Origin of the sequence: Exiguobacterium sp. s193 (genome assembly GCF_018618755.1) — a bacterium.
Classification (GTDB): domain Bacteria; phylum Bacillota; class Bacilli; order Exiguobacteriales; family Exiguobacteriaceae; genus Exiguobacterium_A.
On sequence record NZ_JACSMR010000002.1, the window covers coordinates 285,780 to 309,566 of the forward strand.

26 protein-coding genes and 1 riboswitch are annotated in these 23,787 nt (G+C 47.5%); of the genes, 16 read left to right on the forward strand and 10 right to left on the reverse strand.

Annotated features, from left to right (window positions below; genetic code table 11):
• Positions 1-100 precede the first annotated feature (100 nt).
• The 4 genes from KNQ04_RS05095 to KNQ04_RS05110 all read right to left on the reverse strand — a co-directional run bounded on the left by KNQ04_RS05095 (position 101) and on the right by KNQ04_RS05110 (position 4,490).
• Positions 101-847, reverse strand: a complete 747-nt coding sequence (locus tag KNQ04_RS05095; protein ID WP_214848068.1) for an ATP-binding cassette domain-containing protein — start codon at positions 845-847, stop codon at positions 101-103.
• Complete coding sequence (gene tnpB / locus KNQ04_RS05100; RefSeq protein WP_214847792.1) at positions 844-2,016, reverse strand: IS200/IS605 family element RNA-guided endonuclease TnpB; 1,173 nt, start codon at positions 2,014-2,016, stop codon at positions 844-846. The genes KNQ04_RS05095 and tnpB overlap by 4 nt, the downstream gene beginning before the upstream one ends.
• A gap of 72 nt (positions 2,017-2,088) precedes the next feature.
• On the reverse strand, positions 2,089-3,327 hold the full coding sequence (locus tag KNQ04_RS05105) for an ABC-F family ATP-binding cassette domain-containing protein (protein ID WP_251136889.1): 1,239 nt from the start codon (positions 3,325-3,327) through the stop codon (positions 2,089-2,091).
• A 281-nt stretch (positions 3,328-3,608) separates the two neighbouring features.
• The gene (locus KNQ04_RS05110) at positions 3,609-4,490 is read right to left on the reverse strand and encodes a DUF1002 domain-containing protein (protein WP_214847793.1); all 882 of its coding nucleotides are present in this window, start codon (positions 4,488-4,490) and stop codon (positions 3,609-3,611) included.
• A gap of 188 nt (positions 4,491-4,678) precedes the next feature.
• Positions 4,679-4,784: riboswitch (TPP riboswitch) on the forward strand.
• Positions 4,785-4,858: 74 nt separating this feature from the next.
• Here KNQ04_RS05110 and tenA point away from each other — a divergent pair.
• On the forward strand, positions 4,859-5,560 hold the full coding sequence (tenA, locus tag KNQ04_RS05115; protein ID WP_214847794.1) for a thiaminase II: 702 nt from the start codon (positions 4,859-4,861) through the stop codon (positions 5,558-5,560).
• Positions 5,561-5,709: 149 nt separating this feature from the next.
• Here the strand turns inward: tenA and KNQ04_RS05120 are convergent, their stop codons facing one another.
• A complete protein-coding gene (locus tag KNQ04_RS05120; RefSeq protein ID WP_214847795.1) occupies positions 5,710-6,483 on the reverse strand; it encodes a sporulation protein in 774 nt (257 codons plus the stop codon).
• A 98-nt stretch (positions 6,484-6,581) separates the two neighbouring features.
• On the opposite strand from KNQ04_RS05120, the gene KNQ04_RS05125 reads away from it, so the two are divergent.
• The 7 genes from KNQ04_RS05125 (at position 6,582) to KNQ04_RS05155 (ending at position 12,414) form a co-directional block, all read left to right on the forward strand.
• The gene (locus tag KNQ04_RS05125) at positions 6,582-7,766 is read left to right on the forward strand and encodes a class I SAM-dependent methyltransferase (RefSeq protein WP_214847796.1); all 1,185 of its coding nucleotides are present in this window, start codon (positions 6,582-6,584) and stop codon (positions 7,764-7,766) included.
• 32 nt (positions 7,767-7,798) lie between these two features.
• Positions 7,799-8,224 carry a BrxA/BrxB family bacilliredoxin gene (locus KNQ04_RS05130; protein ID WP_029333102.1) on the forward strand — a complete coding sequence of 142 codons (426 nt, stop codon included), beginning with the start codon at positions 7,799-7,801 and terminating at the stop codon, positions 8,222-8,224.
• Positions 8,225-9,000: 776 nt separating this feature from the next.
• Positions 9,001-9,774, forward strand: a complete 774-nt coding sequence (locus KNQ04_RS05135) for a transporter substrate-binding domain-containing protein (RefSeq protein WP_214847797.1) — start codon at positions 9,001-9,003, stop codon at positions 9,772-9,774.
• 60 nt (positions 9,775-9,834) lie between these two features.
• On the forward strand, positions 9,835-10,491 hold the full coding sequence (locus KNQ04_RS05140; protein ID WP_214847798.1) for an amino acid ABC transporter permease: 657 nt from the start codon (positions 9,835-9,837) through the stop codon (positions 10,489-10,491).
• 13 nt (positions 10,492-10,504) lie between these two features.
• Positions 10,505-11,227 carry an amino acid ABC transporter ATP-binding protein gene (locus KNQ04_RS05145; RefSeq protein ID WP_214848072.1) on the forward strand — a complete coding sequence of 241 codons (723 nt, stop codon included), beginning with the start codon at positions 10,505-10,507 and terminating at the stop codon, positions 11,225-11,227.
• A 58-nt stretch (positions 11,228-11,285) separates the two neighbouring features.
• Positions 11,286-11,822 carry a GNAT family N-acetyltransferase gene (locus tag KNQ04_RS05150; RefSeq protein ID WP_214847799.1) on the forward strand — a complete coding sequence of 179 codons (537 nt, stop codon included), beginning with the start codon at positions 11,286-11,288 and terminating at the stop codon, positions 11,820-11,822.
• A complete protein-coding gene (locus tag KNQ04_RS05155; RefSeq protein ID WP_214847800.1) occupies positions 11,815-12,414 on the forward strand; it encodes an HD domain-containing protein in 600 nt (199 codons plus the stop codon). Before KNQ04_RS05150 ends, KNQ04_RS05155 begins: the two co-directional genes overlap by 8 nt.
• 458 nt (positions 12,415-12,872) lie before the next feature.
• Here KNQ04_RS05155 and KNQ04_RS05160 read toward each other — a convergent pair whose 3' ends face one another.
• From KNQ04_RS05160 to KNQ04_RS05175, 4 genes are all read right to left on the reverse strand, one after another.
• On the reverse strand, positions 12,873-13,586 hold the full coding sequence (locus tag KNQ04_RS05160) for a ZIP family metal transporter (protein WP_214847801.1): 714 nt from the start codon (positions 13,584-13,586) through the stop codon (positions 12,873-12,875).
• A 130-nt stretch (positions 13,587-13,716) separates the two neighbouring features.
• Positions 13,717-14,481: a 2,4-dienoyl-CoA reductase gene (fadH, locus tag KNQ04_RS05165; RefSeq protein WP_214847802.1), complete on the reverse strand. Its 765-nt coding sequence runs from the start codon at positions 14,479-14,481 to the stop codon at positions 13,717-13,719.
• Between the two features lie 87 nt (positions 14,482-14,568).
• On the reverse strand, positions 14,569-15,504 hold the full coding sequence (locus tag KNQ04_RS05170) for a manganese-dependent inorganic pyrophosphatase (RefSeq protein WP_214847804.1): 936 nt from the start codon (positions 15,502-15,504) through the stop codon (positions 14,569-14,571).
• Between the two features lie 56 nt (positions 15,505-15,560).
• Complete coding sequence (locus KNQ04_RS05175; protein WP_214847806.1) at positions 15,561-16,646, reverse strand: N-acetylglucosaminidase; 1,086 nt, start codon at positions 16,644-16,646, stop codon at positions 15,561-15,563.
• Between the two features lie 79 nt (positions 16,647-16,725).
• On the opposite strand from KNQ04_RS05175, the gene KNQ04_RS05180 reads away from it, so the two are divergent.
• Positions 16,726-17,712, forward strand: coding sequence for an aromatic acid exporter family protein (locus tag KNQ04_RS05180; protein WP_214847807.1), 987 nt, complete (start codon positions 16,726-16,728; stop codon positions 17,710-17,712).
• A gap of 203 nt (positions 17,713-17,915) precedes the next feature.
• Positions 17,916-19,040 (forward strand): M20/M25/M40 family metallo-hydrolase, encoded by a 1,125-nt coding sequence (locus KNQ04_RS05185; protein ID WP_214847809.1) that lies wholly within the window; start codon positions 17,916-17,918, stop codon positions 19,038-19,040.
• A 57-nt stretch (positions 19,041-19,097) separates the two neighbouring features.
• Here the strand turns inward: KNQ04_RS05185 and KNQ04_RS05190 are convergent, their stop codons facing one another.
• Complete coding sequence (locus tag KNQ04_RS05190; protein ID WP_214847811.1) at positions 19,098-19,277, reverse strand: hypothetical protein; 180 nt, start codon at positions 19,275-19,277, stop codon at positions 19,098-19,100.
• Between the two features lie 109 nt (positions 19,278-19,386).
• On the opposite strand from KNQ04_RS05190, the gene rnz reads away from it, so the two are divergent.
• The 6 genes from rnz to KNQ04_RS05220 are packed head-to-tail and all read left to right on the forward strand — an operon-like array spanning position 19,387 to position 23,763.
• Entirely contained in the window at positions 19,387-20,292 is a 906-nt protein-coding gene (gene rnz / locus KNQ04_RS05195) for a ribonuclease Z (RefSeq protein ID WP_214847813.1), read from the forward strand.
• A 3-nt stretch (positions 20,293-20,295) separates the two neighbouring features.
• Positions 20,296-21,192 (forward strand): hypothetical protein, encoded by an 897-nt coding sequence (locus tag KNQ04_RS05200; RefSeq protein ID WP_214847815.1) that lies wholly within the window; start codon positions 20,296-20,298, stop codon positions 21,190-21,192.
• Positions 21,189-21,602, forward strand: a complete 414-nt coding sequence (locus KNQ04_RS05205) for a DUF4430 domain-containing protein (protein ID WP_214847817.1) — start codon at positions 21,189-21,191, stop codon at positions 21,600-21,602. The genes KNQ04_RS05200 and KNQ04_RS05205 overlap by 4 nt, the downstream gene beginning before the upstream one ends.
• Complete coding sequence (locus tag KNQ04_RS05210; protein ID WP_214847818.1) at positions 21,580-22,281, forward strand: hypothetical protein; 702 nt, start codon at positions 21,580-21,582, stop codon at positions 22,279-22,281. Before KNQ04_RS05205 ends, KNQ04_RS05210 begins: the two co-directional genes overlap by 23 nt.
• Complete coding sequence (locus KNQ04_RS05215) at positions 22,235-23,200, forward strand: ATP-binding cassette domain-containing protein (RefSeq protein WP_214847820.1); 966 nt, start codon at positions 22,235-22,237, stop codon at positions 23,198-23,200. The genes KNQ04_RS05210 and KNQ04_RS05215 overlap by 47 nt, the downstream gene beginning before the upstream one ends.
• Positions 23,191-23,763 carry an ECF transporter S component gene (locus KNQ04_RS05220; protein ID WP_214847822.1) on the forward strand — a complete coding sequence of 191 codons (573 nt, stop codon included), beginning with the start codon at positions 23,191-23,193 and terminating at the stop codon, positions 23,761-23,763. The genes KNQ04_RS05215 and KNQ04_RS05220 overlap by 10 nt, the downstream gene beginning before the upstream one ends.
• Positions 23,764-23,787 lie beyond the last annotated feature (24 nt).

Consider the following 23,787-nt stretch of genomic DNA (forward strand, 5'->3'; position numbering starts at 1 on the left):
AATGAGTACAAAAAGAGACGTCTATTAAAGATTTTCTAATATAAAAAAACCACCGCTCTTAATGAAGCGAGTGGTAGTTTGACGGTAGAAGATTTTTGAGTTAGTTATCTAATGCCAACAAAATTTCATATAAGGCATCAATTTGACTAACGAGCTGTTCACGTTCTGAGAATAATGTCGCGAGAGTTTCGTAAGCATCCGTAGTCGCAAGAGACGTATCGAGTACATCCAGTGCATGCTCAAACTGTTGAATCTGTTGTTCGAGTTCGTCTGCACTTAAAGACGGATGTTCCTCAGCTACTGGTGCCTGGGTGGTTCGCTTGACAGGCGCGGGTGCCGCTGATTCGACGGTTGTCCGAGCATGTCGTTTTTCGGCAGCATATTGGTAAGGGCCAGAAAACATTTCTGTCGTGTCATCTAGCCAATAGGTTTTCGAAAAGAGTCGGTTCAAGAAATAGCGGTCATGCGATATGGCGATCAGCGTTCCATCAAAGTGCTCGAGTGCTTCTTCAAGCGCCTCGCGGGATTCAATGTCGAGGTGATTCGTCGGTTCGTCAAGAATCAGGACATTGAGCGGCGAGTGGACAAGAATCGCGAGCATTAAGCGCATCTTTTCTCCACCACTTAACGCATCAATCGGTAAGAAGACGCGTGGACCGAAAAAGAGGAAACGGGCTAACAGGGAGCGGGCTGTTCCTTCATCTGTCGAAACGTGTGAACGGAAGTAATCGATCAGTCGCTCTTCACCCGGTACGTCAACGTGTTGTGTTGAACTACCTCCACCTACGCTTCGCTTAGAGGTGGAGGATTCCTGAGTGATCCGACCTAACGGTCGAAACCTGATCAGGCTAACCCCGTCGTCCCGACGGTTGAAGAAGCTAAGAGGCGTTCAGCTTCTTGTTTGAGGTTCAATCCTGCGTTCACATCCCGGTCGTGGAGGATCCCGCAACTCGGGCATGTCCATTCACGCAAGTCAAGATGTTTCACGTCTTTGTGTTGATGTCCGCAACTGGAACACAGTTGACTAGAGGCGAAGGTCTTGCCGACTTTCACGACGGTCTTCCCGTACCATTCCGCCTTATATCCGAGCATGCGGAAGAACTCCGACCAACTGACATCAGAGATGGACTTGCTCAACTTGCGTTTCTTCTGCATGTTCTTCACGTGCAAGGTCTCGATCCCGATGATGTCGTGGTTTTTGACGATCTCGGTCGACACCTTGTGCAGGAAATCGGTTCGCTTGTTGGCGATCTTCTCGTGGATGCGGGCGACCTTCCGCTTCTGCTTCTGATAGTTCTTCGCCTCGGAAAGTGTTACTTTCTTGTCCAAGGCCAACCGTTGACGACGAGAGAGTTTACGTTGCTCACGTGCCAGCTTTTTCTCAAGCGAACGGAAGTAGCGGTCATTCTTGTACACCGTGCCGTCCGACAGGATGGCGAAGTGCTTCAACCCGACATCGACGCCGACGGACGAGCCCGTCTTCGGCATTTCGTTGCTCTCCTGCTCGACGAGCAGGGAGACGAAGTATTTTCCTGAAGCGTTACGCCGGATGGTCGCGTTCAAGATGCGACCGACGACCTGCCTCGAGTTGGCGAAACGGACCCACTTCAGCTTTGGAATTTTGATCTTGGCGCCGACGATCGAGACTTCTGGAAGTTGAGACTTACCCTGAATGTTCGTCTTATACGATTGAATAGGGTTGCACTTCGACTTGAAGCGGGGTCGTTCGTTCTGTTTCTTGAAGAAGCGGTCAAAGGCATCGGCAAGATGCTTGACGCTCGTTTGAACAGACATGCTATCGACTTCCTTCAGCCAGTCGAACGCTTGCTTCAACGACGGGAGTTCTTTCGAACAAGACCCGTAGGACAGTCCTTTCCCTGTCGCTTTATACGTCTCATCCCACTTCGCCAAGAAGTGGTTGAAGACGAAGCGCGAACAACCGATCGTCTTCGCGATCAGGATTTCCTGCTCTTTTGTCGGATAGATTCTGAATTTGTAGGCCTTGTGTGTCAGCATGATGTTCACCTCCTTACAAAGGATATACCCGAAAGAGAGGGTGGCGATTCATCTCCCACGTTCACTATGGCTTCACCCGGATCGTTTAGAAGTGGGCGTATTCTCGCCTGATTTTGATAAAAATCCGACCTGATTTGACGGACCACGCGTGACACGTCCATTCGTCGGCTCGAGTTGTCCAAGTAAGACACGTAATAACGTTGTTTTACCACTCCCGTTCGCACCGACGATTCCAATCCGGTCACGCGCCGCGGCTTCGAAATCGAGCGACTCGAACAACTTGCGGTTGGCAACTGAAAGCTCAACATCCGTCAGGCGGTATACGACTTGACTGATTTGCCCTTGCGACGAAAATTGGATGTCAGGAGCCGCTTTTTCAAGAAGTGGCCGTTTGAGTCGCTCAATTCGTTCGAGTGCCCGTTCCATCGCTTTTGCTTTTCGGAACAGTTTTTCGCTCGGAGGAGATGCTTCATTTGCCCATTGGCGCAAACGCCGAATCGCATCCTTCATTTGTTTGATTTTCTTTTGTTGTTCCGTGTAGGCGTGGAACTGTTCGAGGAGCAGGCGTTCCTTCGCGACGATGTACGCCGAGTAATTCCCGGGGTACATCGTCAATTCGCCATCTTCAAGTTCAGCAATCAAATTGACACTCGCGTCGAGGAACACGCGATCATGTGAGACGATGATGACTGCGCCCGGATAGCTGTTTAAAAATTGTTCGAGCCATTTGATTGCTGCGAGGTCGAGGTGATTCGTCGGCTCGTCAAGAATCAACAAGTCGGGTTCCGTTAGCAGCATCCGACCGAGACAGATTTTGGTTTGTTCGCCACCACTTAATTGAGAAAAGGGACGTGTCAACAAAGTATCGAGGTGGAGGCCGTTAATCATACGCTGAACTTTCGAATCAAGCAGGTAACCGTCCTGTCTTTCGAATTGGTCGGTCACGCGCGTATACTCGTTCAGCACGTCGTCCAGATAGTCAGCACTTGCCATTTGTTGTTCAAGCTGATGCATCGTCGTCCGTAAGGCGACGACCTGGGCAAATGCGGTCCAAAGAACATCAAGGCCCGTCAATTCTTCTGCGAACTCTGGGATTTGAGCCAAATAACCGATGGAAAGTCCTTTTTTGAGATAAAGGGTTCCGCTGTCCGGTGTGTCGAGTTGAGCGATTAAACGCAGTAACGTTGTTTTTCCGGTTCCGTTTCGACCGATCAATCCGATGCGGTCAGCTTGTTTAAGGTAGAGCGAGACATCGGTTAAGACGGATGCTCCTCCGAATTGTTTTGTCAGGTGTTGGATGTCGCAAATCATGATCAATAACTTCCTTTCATGCGCATCAAAAAACGGAGAACGCAAATAGCGCTCTCCGTTTACCGTAAAAGGTGCGCTTTGCTTTATTTTTCAGATGGATGTTCCTAAGAAAAGGGCAGACTCGTCCCTTAGAACGCCATTCCATGAAAAATCGCGCGCAACAGATAAAGTTGTTCCATCAACCAATGCTTACACGCAGCAAAACCCATCTTCTACACCACCTTTTCGTTTCGATAAAGCCAGTTTATCATATGTTAAACTGGAAATGATACCGTTGTCAGTTACTTGAACAGTCCGGAAATGGATTTAAAGAAATTACTTAGACCGTCAAACAATTTTGCGAAAAACCCTTTCGTCTCTTCCGAGGTTGCGAATGCTTGAATATCTTGACCGGCACCCTTTAATCCGGTCTCGATTTGTCCCCAGTTCAAGTTTGCTTTCTCCATTTGACTGAACAATGACGTCAACCGGTCCATTTGGGCATCTGACAATTGAATGTTGTTATTTTGAATGACTTGGATGATGACATTCTCGATATCGACCTTGGTTTCCGGCTTTTGTTTTGCAATCTCTGCTTTGATTTCATTCATCAGTTCAGCGACTTTGTCTGTCCCGACCGTTTTTCCGACATCGGAAGTGACCGATAGTTCTTGTTGGGCTAAATCTTTGCGTTCATCCGTCAATTTAATACCGGTTTCAGCCGACGTTTGATCGTATGCTTTCATGATTCCCGTCAAAGCAGAGGTTCCGGTAACTTTATAAGGCGAAGTAATCGTGATGTCGGCGTCCGTCACACCCGCTGTGACGAGGGCGTTCAAATACATGTCCTTTGTGACCCAGGTAATGTTTTCGGTTGCGACAGATAATCCGTCTCCTTTTTCAGCGAGTTCAATTTTTGCGGAAGAGTACATGTTGCCGCCGAGTTGAGATTGGGGAACGTTCTTACCTAAATATTTTTCTTCATCTGCCGCCGTTGCGATGACGGGCGTAATGCCTTCCGGCGCATTCAATCGGGCGAGCACCCAGGCTTTGTCTTTTGCACCGAGCGATTCACCAAGCGTGATGATCGTTTTATCGACGACTTGTTCTGCTGAAGCAGCAGTCGGGAGAAGTAAGCTTGTCGCTAACAGCGTTGTTGTCATGATTTTTGTTGCTTTATTCATAGTAGGAATCCTCCGAGTATAGTAGATAGTATCAGGTACTAATCCTATTGTAAGTGACGTGTTCCAGAACGGAATCGGTCTTGAGGCGGAACGGACCACTGACCTCTTGTCCCTTACAGTATACTAAATTTTTCCTGAAATACGGACTGTCTGACTGAAAAAGTGGTATAATTGAACAAGAATTAAATAATGACCACTAGGGGAGTCGGTAGGCCGACTGAGACGACGAAGACGTTCGGACCCTTTGAACCTGATTAAGTTTGGACTTACGGAGGGAAGTGGCGTGAACGTCTCTTTTGTGGTCTTTTCACGTCATGCCCTGTTCGTAGGGTGTGGCGTTTTTTGATTTAACAAAAGGGGGAATTAGGATGAAATTCAGTCAAGAGATTCGGGAAGCCGCAAAAACGTATTGGGACAGCAGCTTTACCCATCCATTTGTCACGGGGATTGGTGACGGGACGTTACCGCTCGAAAAATTTCGACATTATGTCATGCAAGATGCGTATTACTTAAAACATTTCGCAAAAATTCAAGCCCGGGCCGCCTCCAAAGCAACGGATTTCGCGACGATCGCCGAACTCGCGGAACATGCGACGTCGACATATGCGGCTGAGCTGTCGCTCCACCAGTCTTTTTTCGAACCGCTTGCTATCACGGAAGCAGACTTAGCAACGTTCGAACCGGCACCGACTGCTTATGCCTATGTCTCGCATATGCATCATGCGAGTGAGGGGACGCTTGGTGAGACGATTGCAGCGATATTACCCTGTTACTGGCTCTATTATGAGGTCGGACAACAACTGTTGACGAAGTCACCGGCGTCACCGGTGTATCAGCAGTGGATTGCAACATACAGTTCAGAATGGTTCGAACGGGTCGTCTTTGAACAAGTCGACCGTCTCGATGCATTGGCGGCGCAAGCGACTGAAGCAGAACGGGAACGGATGAAACAACATTTTGTCAAAAGTTGTTATTACGAATTACTCTTCTGGGAAATGGGCTGGACGGAAGAGACGTTTGAACGTGTTTTTACACGGGTTACAGGTCAAGCAAAAGTGACGAAACCATAATTGCAAGTTTGGCCGCGATCTATCAGCGCGATCAGACAGCAGACCGCACAAAACCTGAGCAATTCTCATCTTTCGTAAAGAAAGTCATGACAATCGCTCAGGTTTTTTGTGGATGGATTACAGGCATGATGAAGATTATGGCAAGGGAATCAGCTGTACCGCTCAATCAAATCGTTCAATTGCTGTTTGACAGCCGCCCGGTCCATCAAGTCCTGATTCGTTAGCGATAACTTCGCCATCGTCTCATCCGCACCCGCCATCTCACTGAAAAGCGAACCTAAGTCATGGGCACGACGGTCAATTTGCAGGATGATGTCGATGCCGTCACGGTCTTGGAGCATGATGATTTCGACTTCATCGAGTTTATGGGCGAAGTACGTATTACGAGCCGAATACTCCAGTTCTTGGGCGATCGGTAAATCCTTCCGATAACGCCCGGGAAGTTTTTCCGTGTCGGCTTTCTTGAGTCGGAAGCCAAGTTCTTCCATCGCTTCTAAGATGACGGATTGGAGGTCATTGGCTTGGACGATGATGGCATCCCGGTCTGACGGATCGACCGCTTGGGCGATATCTAAACCCGTTTCGATCCATGACTTCGATTGACTGACCGATAGCGGCGTATTAAACGGCACTTGAAGCGTAAACGGAATTTCGCGTTCGACACCTGCTTCAATCGTAAAGGCGGCTTCATTTAGCGAAAAACGATCGAGTGTGAACGTCGTAAATGTCGTGCTGTCCCTGACTTCTTCTTTATATTGTGTATTAAACGCCAAATAGATCCGATCGATTTCTTGGTCGACATTGCCGCCTTTAATATGGACGGTCCCGTGAATCTGTCCGCCGGGCTCACAGCGTTCGCTGTCGAGTCGTGTGTCGACTGTTGCTGCACCGATTCCGATTTGTGATAAAAGTTTTTTGAACATCGTTAGTTCCTCCTTTAATGATGAAGCTACCTTACTTGTCGAATAGGGCGGAATTTGCTACAGTTTCGAAAGAACAATCAGAAAAGGACGGGACTACAGTGGAACTACATCAAGTAAAAGAAATACTCAGTCAAAAAATCGAGGCTTCTACTCTCGTGCATGCAACGATTAGTGGTCCGCGCCAAAAGTCAAATGATCTTCGAAGAATCAAACTAAAACCGATTCTACTGAAAGATACGTATGCAATCCAATTAGAGTTTCAATATGAACGGATAATTAAACATGAAAATTTGTCGATCGACGAATTTTTAGCCCGACTCGACGCATTGATGGAAGAATTCCGTCAATTTTTATTCCGCTTCGAGACGGAAGAAGTCCAGTTCCAGTTATCAAAAAAAATGAAAGTCTCTTTAAAAACTACGCAACAGTCACCACTTCAAGCAGAACTGTCGCATAACCGTAAAAAAAGTCATCTCCTTGAAGACGGAGTCGCAGTACCGTTTTTAGTCCGGCTCGGTGTCATGACGGAAGACGGGCAAGTCAAACGGCAAAAGTACGATAAATTTAAACAAATCAATCGGTTCCTCGAGTTCGTCGAAGATAGTATTTCCGCATTACCGACTGACCGGACGCTACGGATTCTTGATTTTGGATGCGGAAAATCGTATTTGACGTTTGCTTTGTATCATTACTTGAGTGTCGTCAAAGGTTTTGACTTGAAAGTGACCGGACTTGATCTCAAAAAAGAAGTCATCGAAGAGTGTACAGCGATTGCCCGCGATCTCGACTATACGAATCTAGAGTTCCGTGTCGGTGACGTCCATGATTATAACGAGGATACAGAGGTCGACTTAATGGTGACGCTTCATGCGTGTGACGTTGCGACGGATGTCGCCCTGGCCCGAGCCGTTGATTGGAATGCGTCTGTCATTCTGAGTGTTCCTTGTTGTCAAAAAGAACTCAATCGTCAACTTGATTGCTCTCCACTCGACGTCATGTTGCAACACGGGTTGATTCAAGAGAAGTTCGCTTCGCTTGCGACGGATTCAATCCGTGCTGAAATCTTGACGCTCGTCGGTTACGAGACACAACTGCTTGAGTTCATTGATTTAGAGCATACACCAAAAAATGTCTTGATTCGTGCATATAAAAATGATCGTCAGCCGACGGAAGAAAAAATTGATCGTTACGTCGCCTTCCGTGATCTACTACATGCGAAACCATATTTGGCGCAAGAATTAAGCGGCAGACTTGGACAGATTTCGTCTAAACTCGTACAATAAGAAAGAGAACGAATAAGGGAGGAATTAGACCGATGGATTTCCAAATGTATTTTGAAGACGTCGTCCAGACAGCACGCAAAGAAGCGGCGGCTGCTGGTTTTGAAGAATTAACGACAGCTGAAAGCGTCGATGACGCGATGAAGCGTGAAGGATTGACACTTGTCCTCGTCAACTCAGTATGTGGATGTGCCGGTGGGATCGCTCGCCCAGCAGCTGCTTACGTCAATCGAATGGAAGGCGTTAAGCCGGATCATTTCGTAACAGTGTTCGCGGGACAAGACCGTGAAGCAACGGACCGGGCACGTGAGTACTTTGAAGGGTATCCACCTTCATCACCCTCATTTGCGTTGATGCAAGATGGCAACATTCTCTCGATGGTTGAGCGTTTCGATATCGAATCGTTTACAGCAGAAGAAGTTGTTGAAAAATTAGAATCATTGATTGAAATTTACGCATAAGTGAATCAACGGGAGCCGTGTTTCTTAATTGAAATACGGCTCCCGTGTGTATACAAACGCTTATGAAGAGTGAATATGCTATATATCTAAGTGCAATCAGTTCGCGCTTCCCTGTCTCGCCTCGTCTTCAAAGCGGCAGGGTCGCGACCGATTGCTTTTCGCTTAAAAAGCGATTCGAGACGGATTGCGCTTTAAACCGTCTGCATGCCCGGCTTCCCGTCACGGTATTACCTAAAAAGCGTCACGTTTCGTTGACTCCTACGGGGAAAAGTGCGTTTTTAACGCACTTTCAGAGGCAGGCAAGACCCTGCTCGTTGTCCGTTAGGACGAAGGAGCAACGGCTTGCGCCTCGCCCGAGGAAAGCAACGAAAAAAACGCTTTTATCGCCCGATAGCACTTTGTCTACAGTCTGGAACCGTGTTTCTTAATTGAAACACGGTTTTTAGTTTGTCGAGAACGTGAGTCTGCGCGAAACGGACGTTTTTTCTAGAAGTCGCGCTGAAGCAGAGGACGACATATAAGTACGCACGATTAAAATTTGAGGATAACAATAAAAAATGTAAGCGGATTCATAAATGGTTAATTAATCACATTTTGTATAAAAAGAAGCATTTTATGCATTATTACGAGATAATTATACTTTACAATGAATAAATATTCGTATATCCTAAAATTAATAAATCAAATCAGAACGAGTTAGTATTGAATTAGAAAAAGACATAAGTCATACTATTGTTAAAGTTCTGACAATTGAGCGTTGGAAGGGGAATTTATTTATGAAAAAATTAGTAGCAACGGCAATGGCAGGCATTCTCGCACTTACGATGGCAGCTTGTGGTGCATCGGAAGAGTCAACAGGCGGTACAAGTGACAAGAGTAAAGTATTGACGATGGGAACGTCAGCAGACTACTTCCCATTTGAGTACATCGATACGGCGAAAGGGGACGACATCGTTGGATTTGATGTCGCGATCGCAAAGGAAGTCACAAAAAATCTCGGATATGACTTAAAAATTGAAGATATGGAATTCGGTAGCTTACTCGGAGCACTCAGTTCAGGACGAATCGATTTCGTCATGGCGGGAATGACACCAACAGACGAGCGGAAGAAAAACGCCGACTTCACAGATGTATATTTTGAATCGAAAAACCTTGTCATGACGAAGGATAAAGCCATCAGTTCGGAAGATGAACTCAAAGGTAAAAAAATCGGGGTGCAACTCGGTTCGATTCAAGAAGGACTTGCGAAAGACCGTTATAAAGACAGCGAAGCCGTTTCGTTAAACAAGATTCCGGAAATCATTCAAGAATTGAACACAGGCCGGATTGACGCGCTCATCATTGAAGATGCGGTAGCGGTGAAATACATGGATCAAGATGCATCATTAAAAACGTACGAAATCAAAGAAGATGGACCAACGGGGTCAGCCGCTGCTTTCAAAAAAGGCGACAAGATGCGTGACGAGTTCAACAATGAGTTGAAAAAGATGATCGATTCAGGTGAAATCGACAAACTTGCAGAAGAATGGTTCCAAAAAGAAGCAAAATAAGAGAAGCGCATAGGGGTGGGGGTAACCCCATCCCTTTTGTGCGACGTTAGGAGTTTGGTTATGATAGACTTTACAAAGATTCAAGATTCAATCCCATATATTCTGCAAGGGATTCCGGTCCTGTTCCAAGTCGTGATCGTCGCTGCCATCGCAGGGATGTTCATCGGAATCATCGTGGCAGCACTTAAAATTACGAAAAGTAAGTTCATTCGCTTCATCGGTCATGCTTATACGGCAGTATTTCGTGGGACACCGCTCATTTTGCAATTGGCAATCATTCATTTTGGACTACCTCAACTTACTGGTTATATTACGACAGGTTATCAATCCGCCGTCATCGCCTTTTCATTGAACTCAGGTGCTTACATCTCGGAAATCATCCGGGCAGGGATTCAAGCAGTCGATCGGGGACAATGGGAAGCAGCAGATGCACTCGGTATCCCGTACATGAAACAATTGCGGTCGATCATTTTACCACAAGCGTTCAAAAATATTTTACCAGCCATCATGAATGAATTGATCACGTTAACAAAAGAATCGGCCCTCGTCTCGACGGTTGGTGTGCTCGACATCATGCGTCGTGCGCAGGTCGTCGGTGGAGAAAAAGCGTTGTACTTTGAGCCCTTATTATTTGCGGGGCTCGTCTATTTCACCCTTGTCATGGGATTGACCTTGATTGGTCAACAAGTCGAAAAAGCTATGAGAAAGAGTGGGTAATCAGATGGAACCTATGATTCAAGTAACTGATCTGTACAAACAGTTCGGTAAATTAGAAGTATTAAAAGGTATCACGACGACAGTCGGACGCGGGCAAGTCGTCGCTGTCATCGGACCGTCGGGATCAGGGAAGTCGACGTTTTTACGTTGTATCAACCTGCTCGAACAACCGACGAGTGGGATGATTAACGTCGATGGTTTCGAATTGACGAAACCGAAAGCGAACATCGCAAAAGCACGACAAAATATCGGGATGGTGTTTCAACAGTTTAACCTGTTCCCCCATAAGTCGGTGCTCGACAACTTAATTTATGCCCCGATCAATGTCCTCGGTTTATCAAAAGAGGATGCTGTCAAGCGGGCAGAAGTGTTACTCGACCGCGTCGGTCTTGCGGAGAAACGGGATAACTTCCCGAATCAGCTATCCGGTGGTCAAAAGCAACGTGTTGCGATTGCCCGTGCCCTCGCGATGGAACCGAACGTCATGTTATTTGACGAGCCGACGTCAGCACTCGACCCGGAAATGGTCAATGAAGTCCTTGATGTCATGAAGCAACTGGCGGAAAGCGGGATGACGATGGTCATCGTCACGCATGAGATGGGCTTCGCAAAAGAAGTCGCTGACCGTGTCCTCTTCCTCGACGAAGGCATTTTGATGGAAGAAGGAACACCGGTCGAGTTGTTCGATCATCCGAAAACCGACCGTGCAAAAAAATTCTTGGAAAAAGTCTTATAACACATAACCGCCATCTCTTTCATCAAAGGGGTGGCGGTTTTTGAGGAGGACGATTACGATGAAGTTACTAGAGGAGAAAGACATTCGGCTGACACGTTTCCAAGCGGCAGATACGGACGTCTACCGAAGTTTTCTTGACGATGCGACATTTGCACGAAACTTGAGTGCGACACCATATCGCTTCTTGTCAGATGAAAAAATCAACGGGATGCTTGCGAGTGATGCCCATGAGACGTTTCGGTTCGCCGTTCGCCGGACGGATGCCGAGCGTCTGATTGGCGTCGTTTCACTCGAAGATATCTTATGGTCAAACGGGACGGCCTGGTTGATGATTGGAATCGATCCAAGTGAAGCCGGGAAAGGGTATGGGCGTAAAGCATTACAACTATTACTGCGATACGCCTTTTATGAGCTTAACCTCGAGCGGATCCAGTTGACGGTCTTTGCCTATAATGAACGAGCGATTGCGTTATACGAACGACTTGGCTTCGTTCACGAAGGGACATACCGGCAATTTTTAAAGCGGGATGGTATCCGGCATGACATGCTGCTTTACGGATTGTTGCGGACGGAATGGGAGGATTTTTATGATTAACGAAACGGAACAGTTCGTCCGTGCCTTTCACGCGACGGATTTTTCAGGACATGACTATGCCCATATCGAACGCGTCCGGAAGATGGCTTTACGGATTGCTGCGACGGAAGGCGGCGACTTACTGACGATTGAACTGGCGGCACTTTTGCATGATGTCGCTGACACGAAACTTGGGGGAACACTTTCTTCCGTCGATGCGTTTTTATCCGGGAAAGTCTCAGATGCCCGGAAACAGCAAATCCTTCAAATCATCGAGAGTATGTCTTTTAAAGGTGGGGACCGTCCGGCCGTCAAAACGCTTGAAGGGAAAATCGTCCAGGATGCGGACCGGTTGGATGCAATCGGGGCCATTGGGATTGCCCGGACCTTTCAATATGGAGCATTGACACAAGCACCGATGCATGTACCCGGTTTCAGACCACGCAAGCCGGGAGACCGGACGAGTCCTTCGAGCACAATCAATCATTTTTATGAGAAGTTACTTCTGTTAAAAGATTTGATGAATACGGAAACAGCAAAACATCTTGCAGCGGAGCGGCATACGTTTATGGTTGAATTTTTAGAACGTTTTCAGAAGGAATGGGAGTTTTGAAATTGGGACCGACGCAAGAAACGCCGATGCTCCCGTTTATCAGACGGAGGCATCGGCGTTTCAGGCTGTAGACAACGTGCCATCGGGAGATTAAGCGTCTTTTTTCGTTGCTTTCCTCGGGCGAGGCGCAAGCCGTTGCTCCTTCGTCCTAACGGACAAGAAGCAGGGTCTTGCCTGCCTCTAAAAGTGCGTTAAAAACGCACTTTTCCCCGCAGGAGTCAACGAAACGTGACGCTTTTTAGGTAACACTATGACGGAAAGTCAGTCATGCAGACGCTTTAGGGCGCAATCGGTTGCCGCTTTGAAGACGAGGTGAGACAGGGTAGCGCGACCGGATTGTCTCTCGTTATCGTATGTTCACGCTTCATAAGCATTTGTCTACACGCTGAAACGCCGATGTCTTCGTTTATCAGACGGAGGCATCGGCGTTTCAATGTCTTTTAAAAAATTATTAACAGTCAGCTAAGAACAATAGCTGTAATGAGACCAAGAGAAGCAAGTAGACCGACAATCGTCCCGCCTTCTTCGTGCGCCTCCGGCATCATCGTCGAAGCGAGCATCGCGATGATGCCGCCGCTTGCGAACGAACCGATCATCGCAAATTGCATATCGGGTAGGTTAGCAAGCACGGAATAGCCGGCGAGCGAGGCGAGGGCGGAAATCAACCAGACGACCCCCCACATGATTAAGATTTTTTTCTTTGAAAATCCGTCTTTTTGAAGTCCGGTCGTACTTGAGAGACCTTCCGGAATATTGCTGACGAAAATCGCCGCAACGAGCGCCGCACTGACGTTCCCCGACAATAAGCTTGCCCCGATCATGATCGATTCCGGAATCGCATCTAAAATCGTCCCGAAAAAGATTGCGGTCCCTGTACCTTCGTTCCCACCACCTGAACGTTTTCGTTTGCTCGCGCCACGGGAAGAAACAAAAAAATCAAATCCTGTAAAGACGAGCGAACCGATGATGAAAGAAATAGCGACGATGAACGTCGTTGATTTATTCAAGGCTTCGTCGAGCAGCTCGAACGTCGCCGCCCCAATCAAGATGCCCGTCCCAAACGACATGACGTATCCGATGTACCGTTGCTTCATCGGTAAAAATAATCCAATCAATGCCCCGATGACGACTGCGCCGCCAGCGAGTGCACCCCAACCTAAAGCCATCCACATGAATGATTCCTCCTTTGGTCACCTTTCTTTTGCCCTTTTTCCCTGTTGTTAATGGTTTATAAACATAGTTAATTTTTGGAGGGAAAGTAACATGAAAAACTCACCTCCCGCTTTGGAAGGTGAGTGTGCTTTAGAACGGTTGTTTGTTCAGCCAGTGTCCACCGTCTAGCGCGATACATTCCCCGTTCAAGTAGCTTGCTTGATCGGACAGCATCCAGACGGCAAGTCCCGCGATTTCTTCCGGTGTCCCGAACCGTCCGAGTGGAACATTACGACGAATTCGTTCCGCGTGTTCCGGAGACATCGCGAGTTTATCGGCGCCACCTGTCCGTTCAATCGGTCCTGGACTGATCGCATTGATGCGGGCATGATACTTATATCCCCACTCGACGGCGAGTGTCCGCGTCAAATTCAAGACCCCAGCTTTCGCGGCAGCACTCGGAGCGACCCCGGCTCCTGCTTGCCACGCGTAAGAAGCGACGATGTTTAAAATCTGTCCACCCTTGACGTCATCTTCTTGCCAGCCTTTGACAAGCGCGTGTGAACAATTGAATGTCCCATTGAGGACGATGTCGATGACGGTCTTCCAGCCGTTCGGGGACAGCTCGTCCGTCGGACAGATGAAGTTTCCGGCGGCATTGTTCACGAGTGCCTCTAAGCGACCGAACGTTTCCCGCGCTTGATTGACGGCCGCGATACAGGCATCGGTATCACGAACATCCATCTGGATGGTCAGATGCTCTCCGGCAATCTGCTTTAGTTCATGGTCCATCTGTTGCAGCCGTTCCAAGTCACGTCCTGTAACAATGACGTTCCACCCGGCTTCTTTTAAGGCGAGTGCCATTGCTTTGCCCATGCCGCTCGTGCCACCGGTTACCATAATCGTTTGTGTCATTAAAATCTCCCCCTTCAATCTGAATGAACAACCATTCATTATTAGTATTCAAAAAAAAGGAGTAAACTCCTTCTTTTTTGTAGCGGATTATTTTGAATGGACTGCTGTGTCCGTCAAAATCGGGACAACTTGTTTTTTACGCGAGACGACACCTTCGAGATACACGAGGTGATTCGTCGCTTCGATGCCATATGCCCGTTCGACGAGTGATGCTTCTTCACCGAGGACGAGAGCGACAGAGTTGTTCGTCAAGATATCTGTGACGATCAAAATGAAAAGGTCAAGTTCCTTTTCGCGGATGACGGCATCGATTTGTTCTTCGAGTTCAGCTTGGCGCAGTAACACTTCAGCTGTATCGACTGTGTTGACTTGCGCGATTTCGACTTTGTACGTACCCATCGAAAACTCTTTTGCGTCAAGTGAAATCAATTCTGTAATTGATTTTTTCGAGAGGTCGGCACCTGCTTTGAGCATGTTGAGTCCGTAGACGTTTGCATCAACACCGGCGATTTCTGCAAGTTCGCGTGCAGCGATGATGTCTTCTTCCGTACATGTCGGTGACTTGAACAATAATGAATCGGAAACGATTGCCGATAACATCAAACCTGCGATTTCCGGTTTGATTGCGACACCATGCTCTTTATAGAGTTTGTTCAAAATCGTTGCCGTACAACCGACGGGTTCAGCGCGGTAGTAAATCGGATCCGATGTTTCGAAGTTCGCAATCCGGTGGTGGTCGATGACTTCAGTGACTGTGACTGAAGCGATATCGTCGGCACTTTGTTGACGTTCGTTGTGATCGACGAGAATGACGTGTGACGCCTCGGCAGCGACCGCCGTGACGAGCCGTGGTGCGGCAATCTTAAATTGATCGAGTGCGAATTGTGTTTCATCGTTGATGTCGCCTAAACGAATTGCTTCGGCATTCACACCTAATGCTTTCTTCAGTTCAGCGTATGCGATCGCTGATGTAATCGTATCCGTATCCGGATTCTTATGACCAAAAATCAATACTTTTTCCATGCTGAATCACTCCTCAATGGTTAATGTCTCGCCCATTAGTGTATCATATCTCCGAATTAGAAGGCGTCCATTTTGTAGAGGATACCAGCGATTTTTTCGCTCCAATAGGGGTCAGAGGCATAAAAAACATTCATTCCTTTTGCTTTATTCCCAAGGAACGGTCCGCGATGATACTTTCCGTCTTCTGCGAGATAGTCGCGGGCGATGAACTGACCTGTTTTTCGAATCGAGTCGTCAAGCGATTTATACGCTGTTGCATTTTGACCAGGTGCAATGTCCGTTGCATTGACGCCGAACAAATTGAATTTTTCCCGGGCAATCGCTGATCGACCATAATTCGACTCGTGGACGGCATGGGCGAGGAGATAGGCGGCATTGATGTCAAAATCACGCTCGACTTTTTTAAATGTCTTTCCAGTACCGATCAGTGGGCTATCGGGAGCATTCTTTTTGATGAAGGAATCTAGCTCTTTTGCAGACAAGGAAGTCGGTTTCCGCAAATCTTTTGTTAAGGTCGATACTTCGACATAATCAGTCGTCCGCTCTGAAACGTTGTTCGGAGCACGGCCGACGGTGATCCAGCCACCGAGTCCTGCATTTGCGACGATGTAGTGACGTAACGTGTCGCCCGTCGGTTCGTAAAATGAGCGGTTTGTTGACCGTTCAAGGGGATACAATGTCAAACGATCCGACGCGACGAAGCCACGGACACCAGCGATTTCGATCCGACTGACATCTTGAGCGAAGTCGCGCAGTGTCAAGCGACTACCGGATGCGACATACGTCAATCGTTTTGTTAACGAACGGTCTTGGTAGATATTGAGCGTACCGCCTGGGTCGACGATCCCGATGCCAGGTCCAGTCAAATAGAGGTAACGGTCATCTTGCGTTCGTTTGACAGCACCACGGTCGTCACCAAGAAAGGTTTTCGCTTCGTTGAACGTATCAAATTCTTGTTCCGTCGAGACTTGACCTGCTTGATATTTTTCGGCGATGTACGGTGCAGCTGGTTTTAAGACGGAGGGTGGATCGTCCTTCAATAAATAAAATAGAAGAATTCCGAGCAAAAAGAAAAATAACAGTCCTTTCAGTGAACCCGCTTTTTTTGCGGGGCGACCGGGACGGATCGTGCGTGTATTCAAAAAATCACGTCCTTCAAAAAAATCGATAGACAACTTGGGTAAAGGATAGGTAGTCTAACAAAGAATAGGGGGGAACTCGATGTTTATTGGATATCGGACTTTGAAAACGGCCGTCGCAGCGGCACTTGCGATGTGGATTGCACAACAGATGAAACTCGACTACTATGTCTTCGCTACCATCATCGCCATCTTGAGCATTCAAGCGACGCGGAAAAAATCCTTTCGCGCATCATATGAACGCATCATGGCGTCGATTCTTGCCATCGGAATCGGTTTCTTGGTTTTCGAAATTATTGGTTATCGCCCAGTTGCTTTAGCACTTTATTTCATTCTATTCCTTCCGTTGACACAACGCCTCCGTCTACAGGACGGTTTTATCACGAGTGTCGTCATCTTGACGCACCTCTACACGGCACGCCAACTCAACCTTGCGATCTTCTTAAATGAAGTTTACTTGATTTTGATTGGCGTCGGTGTCGGCTTGCTCGTCAATATGTACATGCCGAGTCTTGACCGCGTCATTACGGAGCGCCGCCAACAAATCGACAAACGGATTGCTGCCTTGTTTTTTGAAGTCGCAGCAGCCATCGAGACGGGGCGGATCAATCATCATTCGTTGACGCTTGAAGAAACGGAGCGCCTGTTGCATGAAGGAAAAGAGGCTTCGTTAAAGCGAATGGGGAATGCAATCGGACGTCGAAACGATGACGAGGATTACAGCTATTTCCGTATGCGGGAGCAACAGTTCGAATTGCTCCGCGGGATCGTCCGAAATGTCGATGATTTGGTGTTGATCGTCGAAGAAGGCAAAAAAGTCGCCGACCTGTTTCGGACGATTGGTGACAATGTCCGTCCGGAGGCCGACGCAAGCTTGTTTTTACAAGAACTGGCGGACTTGCTCGCGACATTCCGTGCTTCGCCGTTGCCGACGACACGCGAAGAATTTGAAGTCCGGTCCGCACTGTTGCATATGTTGCAAGAAACGGAGCAATATTTACAATTGAAACAGCGTTTCATCGCGAAATCAGAAGAAATAAAACATCGTCGAGGCAAACGTACCAAGTAAGAAAATCGCTAAGATTGTGATTGTCGTCCATTTGATGAGACGTTGTTGTTTAGATGGGCGTGACATGCGGGTGCAACTCCTTTCTAAAATAAAACATAATTACAGCTATTGTACAAACAACCCTTCTGAAGTGCAAATCGATCAGTTGATGGTATACTGAAAAAGCGCTAGTCGAATAGTACTTACATGAGGAGGAATCTAGCATGGTCAATGAGAAACGTGTACTTGATACATTTTTAGAGTTAGTCCAAATCGATTCAGAATCAAAAGAAGAGGCACAAATTTGTGCCCATCTGAAAAAAACGTTCACAGAACTCGGGTGTGACGTGTTTGAAGATGATGCATCATCGAAAACGGAACATAAAGGAAATAACTTAATCGTCACACTGCCAGCAACAAAAGACGGTGTCGATAAAATTTATTTCACGTCACATATGGATACAGTTTTCCCGGGGCAGGGCATTAAACCGATCATCGAGGACGGTTACGTCAAAACAGATGGTACGACAATCCTCGGGGCAGATGATAAAACGGGACTTGCATCCATCATCGAATTGGTCCACGTCTTGAACGAAGCGAAACAACCACACGGGCAGATTCAATTCGTCATCACAGTCGGCGAAGAGTCGGGTCTTGTTGGGGCGATGGTACTCGATCAATCAAAAATCGATGCCGATTATGGTTTTGCCCTTGATTCAGACGGTAAAGTGGGCGATATCATCACAGCTGCTCCAACGCAAGCAAAAGTAAATGCTAAAATCTACGGCAAAACGGCACACGCTGGTGTTGCTCCTGAAAAAGGTGTCTCCGCGATCACGATTGCTGCGAAAGCAATCGCGAAAATGCCGCTTGGTCGAATCGATGAAGAGACGACTGCAAATGTCGGCCGATTCAGTGGTGGTGGACCATCAACGAACATCGTTTGCGACTATGTTGAAATTTTCGCGGAAGCCCGTTCACTCGTCGCACCGAAGATGGAAGCGCAGACTGAAAAAATGAAAGCTGCCTTTGAAGAAGCAGCCGCAGAACTCGGCGGACGTGCTGAAGTCGAAGTCAAAGTCATGTACCCTGGCTTCAAATTCGAAGACGGTGATCAAGTCGTCGAAGTCGCGAAAGCTGCCATCACGCAACTTGGACGGACACCACGCTTACTTCACTCGGGTGGTGGTTCGGATGCGAACGTCATCGCTGGTTTCGGTATTCCGACTGTCAACTTAGCTGTCGGATACGAAGACATCCACACGACAAATGAAAGAATGCCGATTGAAGAACTCGTCAAGACGGCAGAACTATGTGTCACGCTCGTCGATTACATCACAAATAAGTGATAAGATATTGAAAAGAGTGTACCGCTATATTGCGGTACACTCTTTGTTCGTTTACGATTAAGTTAATTGAGGGCGTTCGACGAACTCCATTGACTCAAGAACAAGTTCTTCAGTACATAATAAGGTCATCGCGATTTCTCGAATTTGAATCGATTTGCCGTACTTTTGACGATAGTTCTCGTTCAGCATTCGGGCTTCATGTACGATTCGTGCATAGGTCCGTTCGATTTTGGTCATGGAGAAAAACCACCTTTCGAATCAGTATGGCTACAGTTTACCATGGTTCGTTGTGTGAAAGATGTATTTTGTGTATAAAAAATGCTAATTTTACGAAAAGGGGAAAAAGATGGAATTTTATTTTTTAGGAACGGGAGCGGGCATGCCATCGAAGCAACGTAATGTGTCGGCAATTGCCTTGATGCACCCGAAGATGACTTGGTTATTTGATTGCGGAGAGGCGACGCAACACCAAATCCTGCATAGTCCAATCAAACCACGAAAAGTCAGTACAATTTTTATTACCCACCTGCATGGTGATCATATTTTCGGTTTGCCTGGTTTTATCAGTACACGTGCGGCACTCGAGGGAACAACACGATTGACGATTTATGGACCAAAAGGATTAAAAGAGTGGCTTGACGCGACACTTCGTGTCACAGGCACGTATTTACGGTATCCGCTAGAAGTAATTGAAGTCGAAGCTGGGCAAACGTATCAGCACGAGGGATTCACGGTGACGGTTGATGCGCTCGAACATCGTTTTTTAGCTTATGGTTACCGCATCGAAGGACACGAAGAAAAAGGGATGTTGCGCGTCGATCGTTTAAAGGAGCACGGTATTCCGTCTGGTCCAATTTATAAACAAATCAAGCAAAGCGAGTCGTTCGAGTTTGAGGGAACACTTTACCAATCAGCAGACTTTTTAGGTTTGCCGAAGCCAGGGGTGAAGTTAGCCGTCTTAGGCGATACGACGCCTTGCGAAGCAAGTATCCGCTTAGCCCGAGGTGTCGATGTCTTGATTCATGAAGCGACATTCGCCGATACAGAAACGGAGCATGCAGGACGTTTCGGTCACTCGACAGCGCGACAAGCAGCAGAAATTGCCAAACAAGCACAAGCCAAAAAATTGTTATTGACCCATGTCTCCGCCCGCTATGTTGAGCAAGAAGATCGTTTAGAACGCGAAGCGCGCGATGTCTTTCCGGAATCGTATCTCATGGTGGATCATCAATCCGTCATGGTGAAGGGGTAAGCGATGGATTTTTTGATTCAGTGGGCACTTTTTTTACTGGCGACGCTCCTGTTAGCCTTTGTGCTAGAGAAGCGGACAGAAAAAGAAAACTATCTCTACATGAAGCTCGTTTTTTACGCATGTCTCGGATCGGTGTCCTTCCCGGTCTACGATATCCAATTACCACTCGGAATCATTTTATTTTTGATTGTCCTCCATCCGCAAAAAAATTCACGCTACAAACGCTACATGGCGTTATTCGGATTTTTATTTTTTTTATTGCAGTTATTTGTTGGACCGTTCGATACGTTGACGCTACGGGAAGAGACACAACAGATTGGTCGCGTGACGATCACAGACGATTCGTTTGACCAGCTGCTGAGTCAAGTCGAGAAACGGGTTGGAGACGATTCCTTACGGCTTGAACAGAGCCAGCTCCTGTTTGACCGGGGTGGCAATCTACGGAACGCGACGTTTGAATTGATCGCAAAAAGTCCGAAGCGATTTGTGCGCTATGATGTGTCCTATCAAGAAATTACGGGGACGATTACGTACCGGCCACGCGAAGAATTAATCGGGCGTTCACTTGAGTCGTATTATCAAAAATTAATTGATGCGTCACGGTCGTTCAATACGTTACGCAACTTATCGATTAAATCGATTTTACATGACTCGAAGACGCCGTATGTCGAGATGGACATGGACGGTCTCTATGAGACGTTTAGTCTTCAAGATGCGACCGTGTTATTGATTGATGATGACGGAGACTTGATTCCTTATGTCAATACAGGCGACGATGTTCTCGCAAACGCCATCCGCTTGACGTACTTGCGCGCAGATGGACAATCATTACGGGAAAAAAAGATTTTGTTATACAATTACAGCTTTGAGACATCAAGGCGAAAGGGTGTCGTTCGATGAAACGGATGTTATTAGCAGGGAGTTTACTTGTCTTAGCGGGGTGTGCTGAAAAAGCAGAACCCGTGACGACTTCGAAATCAGAAGCATGTGACGTCAAGGTGGATGTTTCGGTCGTTAATCATGCGAAGGACAAGACGTTATTTGATAAAGCATTGTGCTTCGATCAAAAGGAAACAGCACTTGACGCACTCGAAGAAACGAAGTTAGATGTCGTTAAAACCGGAAAAGGTGAAATGGCCTATGTCACGGCGGTTGACGGGATTCGTGAAAAGTCGGCCGGTGCGAGTAGCGGCTGGGTATTCGGTGTCAATGACAAACCGGGAGAAGTCGGTGCTGGGAGCTACCAATTGAAAGACGGAGACCAACTCGAATGGCGGTTCGAAAAAGATGCCGTGGCTTATTTTCAGTAAAACAGAACGGGAGCGACTTCATCCACTGAATGTTGCTCTTTTTTTGATGGTGATGCTAGCGGTCCCGTTCTTACTACAGAATCATCTCTGGGTGCTCGTGCTCGCACACGTGAGTTTTTTCCTGTCAATCCGTCAATTTGACATCTTTCGTTATTTAGGATTGCCACTCCTCTACATGGGGATGATGCTCATGCCACTCCTTTATGGGGCTTCGGTTGATCTTGTCGGAATCGTGACGGTCGGCGTGCGAATTACGGCATTCGTCACGTCGAGCCAACTCGTCTTCACACTGGTCCGACTCGAACAAATGGGTCCGTTGTTTCGGATATTGCCGCGACTGACACGACTGACAGGACTCGTTCTTGCTTTGGTTCCGTCGCTACTCCGGACATGGCCGGAAGTGAAGATGAGTCATCCGCATCAGTCATTATCGGTTCGTCTCGAACGAATCGCGAAGTACCATTTACTTCCGATTGATGCCGTACCTAGTCGACTCCGTCCGCTGGCGCCGCGCGACTACCGGCTGAGTGTCATGTTGCTCGCAGCTGGATGGTTAACCCTGACACCCTATGCGATGTTCGGTGCAGTTTTGTTACCTTTGATTTTACTCTGTTCGAAAGGGGCGCTTCGTGATGCCTACGATTATTTCAACCGACAGCGAATCAAGCGGACAGCTTGAACGGTTAGCTGCGACCGAAGGACAGCCGGTCATCTATCCGGAACGTCTTCTGCAAGGGCGTGTCCGTGATTTACTCGCGACAACGAGTCTGTTCGTCGCGGGCGAACTCGCGACATTGCTCGGAATTGAACCGTTCTTTGATCGTGAGGTCAGTGAGCTGTCTTCAGGCGAACAGCAGCTCGTTTCGTTAGGGTACGCGCTCGCGGCATTGCCGCCGAGTATTTTTTTAGCAAATCCGTTTCTGTTTTTAGACCAGGTTCGAAAACAACGATTGCTCGGCTTATTAAGTGAAATCGAGCATCGCTTTGGTTGTCGGATTCATTATTCCGTCACGGATCAAGCAGCCTTAGCTGATATTCCACATCCACCAGTTAGTTTTGGGCATGTCTACGATGAGATGAAACACGTCGAACACCGGTATCCGATACAAGAACGTTATGCGTTAGACGTCCCCAGTCTTCGTTTGCAAGCAGGTGAGCGGGTCGTTCTCGTTGGAGCAAACGGAAGTGGGAAGTCGACGTTATTACGTCTGTTGCTTGGTGTAGAGCGGCCGTTATATGGGAAAATCAAGCGACGTGGACGAAAAAAATATGTGCCGGCCCACCCTGCATTAGCACCACAACTAGAAGACGAAAGCGGCTCGTTTACCATGCAAAAGCAGGCGTTGCTCTTGCGGCTTGATTGGAGCGACGACGCCTATTACTTTGATGAACCGACAGCGGGATTAACGGATGACATGCGGCGACAGTTCGTCGAACGTCTCTTGCAGCAACCGGCGAAATTAATCGTCATGGCGACACATGATGAGTTTTTAATCCGTCATGCGACACGTGTCCTTTATCTCGTGCAAGGGCAAGTCGCATTTGACGGTCCGGCAGCACACTTTTTACAGTCGAGTAGGTTATATGGATGGAACTGATCGGATTAGCTGGTGTGGTCATTGTCTTTTTGTTGATTTGGTTCGAACGTCGTGAGATCTCTGAACCGATGTTACGTTTTATCGCCCTTGTTACGGCGGCGGCGATCGTCGGGCGTTTACTGTTCGCGAGTCTGCCGAATATCCAACCGGCGACGGCACTTGTTTTGTTGCTTGCGGTCTACGTCAGTCCGGTTGTCGGTGCGATTTCCGGTCTGTTGGTCGTCGTTTTGACGAGCTTGTTTTTAGGGAGCGGACCGTTCGTCTTGTTTCAGGCGCTCGCCTATGTCGCGATTAGTGTCCTCTGTGCCTTGCCTGTATTGAAAATAAGAGTCCTGTTAGTCCTTTATGGATTCGTAGCCGGATTTTTGTACGGCTGGATCAGTAACATCGGCTTTTTAGTGTTCACGGATTTTTCGCGGGAAGCCTTTTTGACCCTGTTGATTTCGGGTGGCGTGTTTGATTTGCTGCATGGTCTCGGAAATGCTTGTTTTCTTTTCGTACTGCAACCGATTTTTTTACGGATTTTGCATTCAATCGGGCAAAAGGCGGGTAAAGAGAATTAACTCAATTCGATTGGAGTGAAGCGT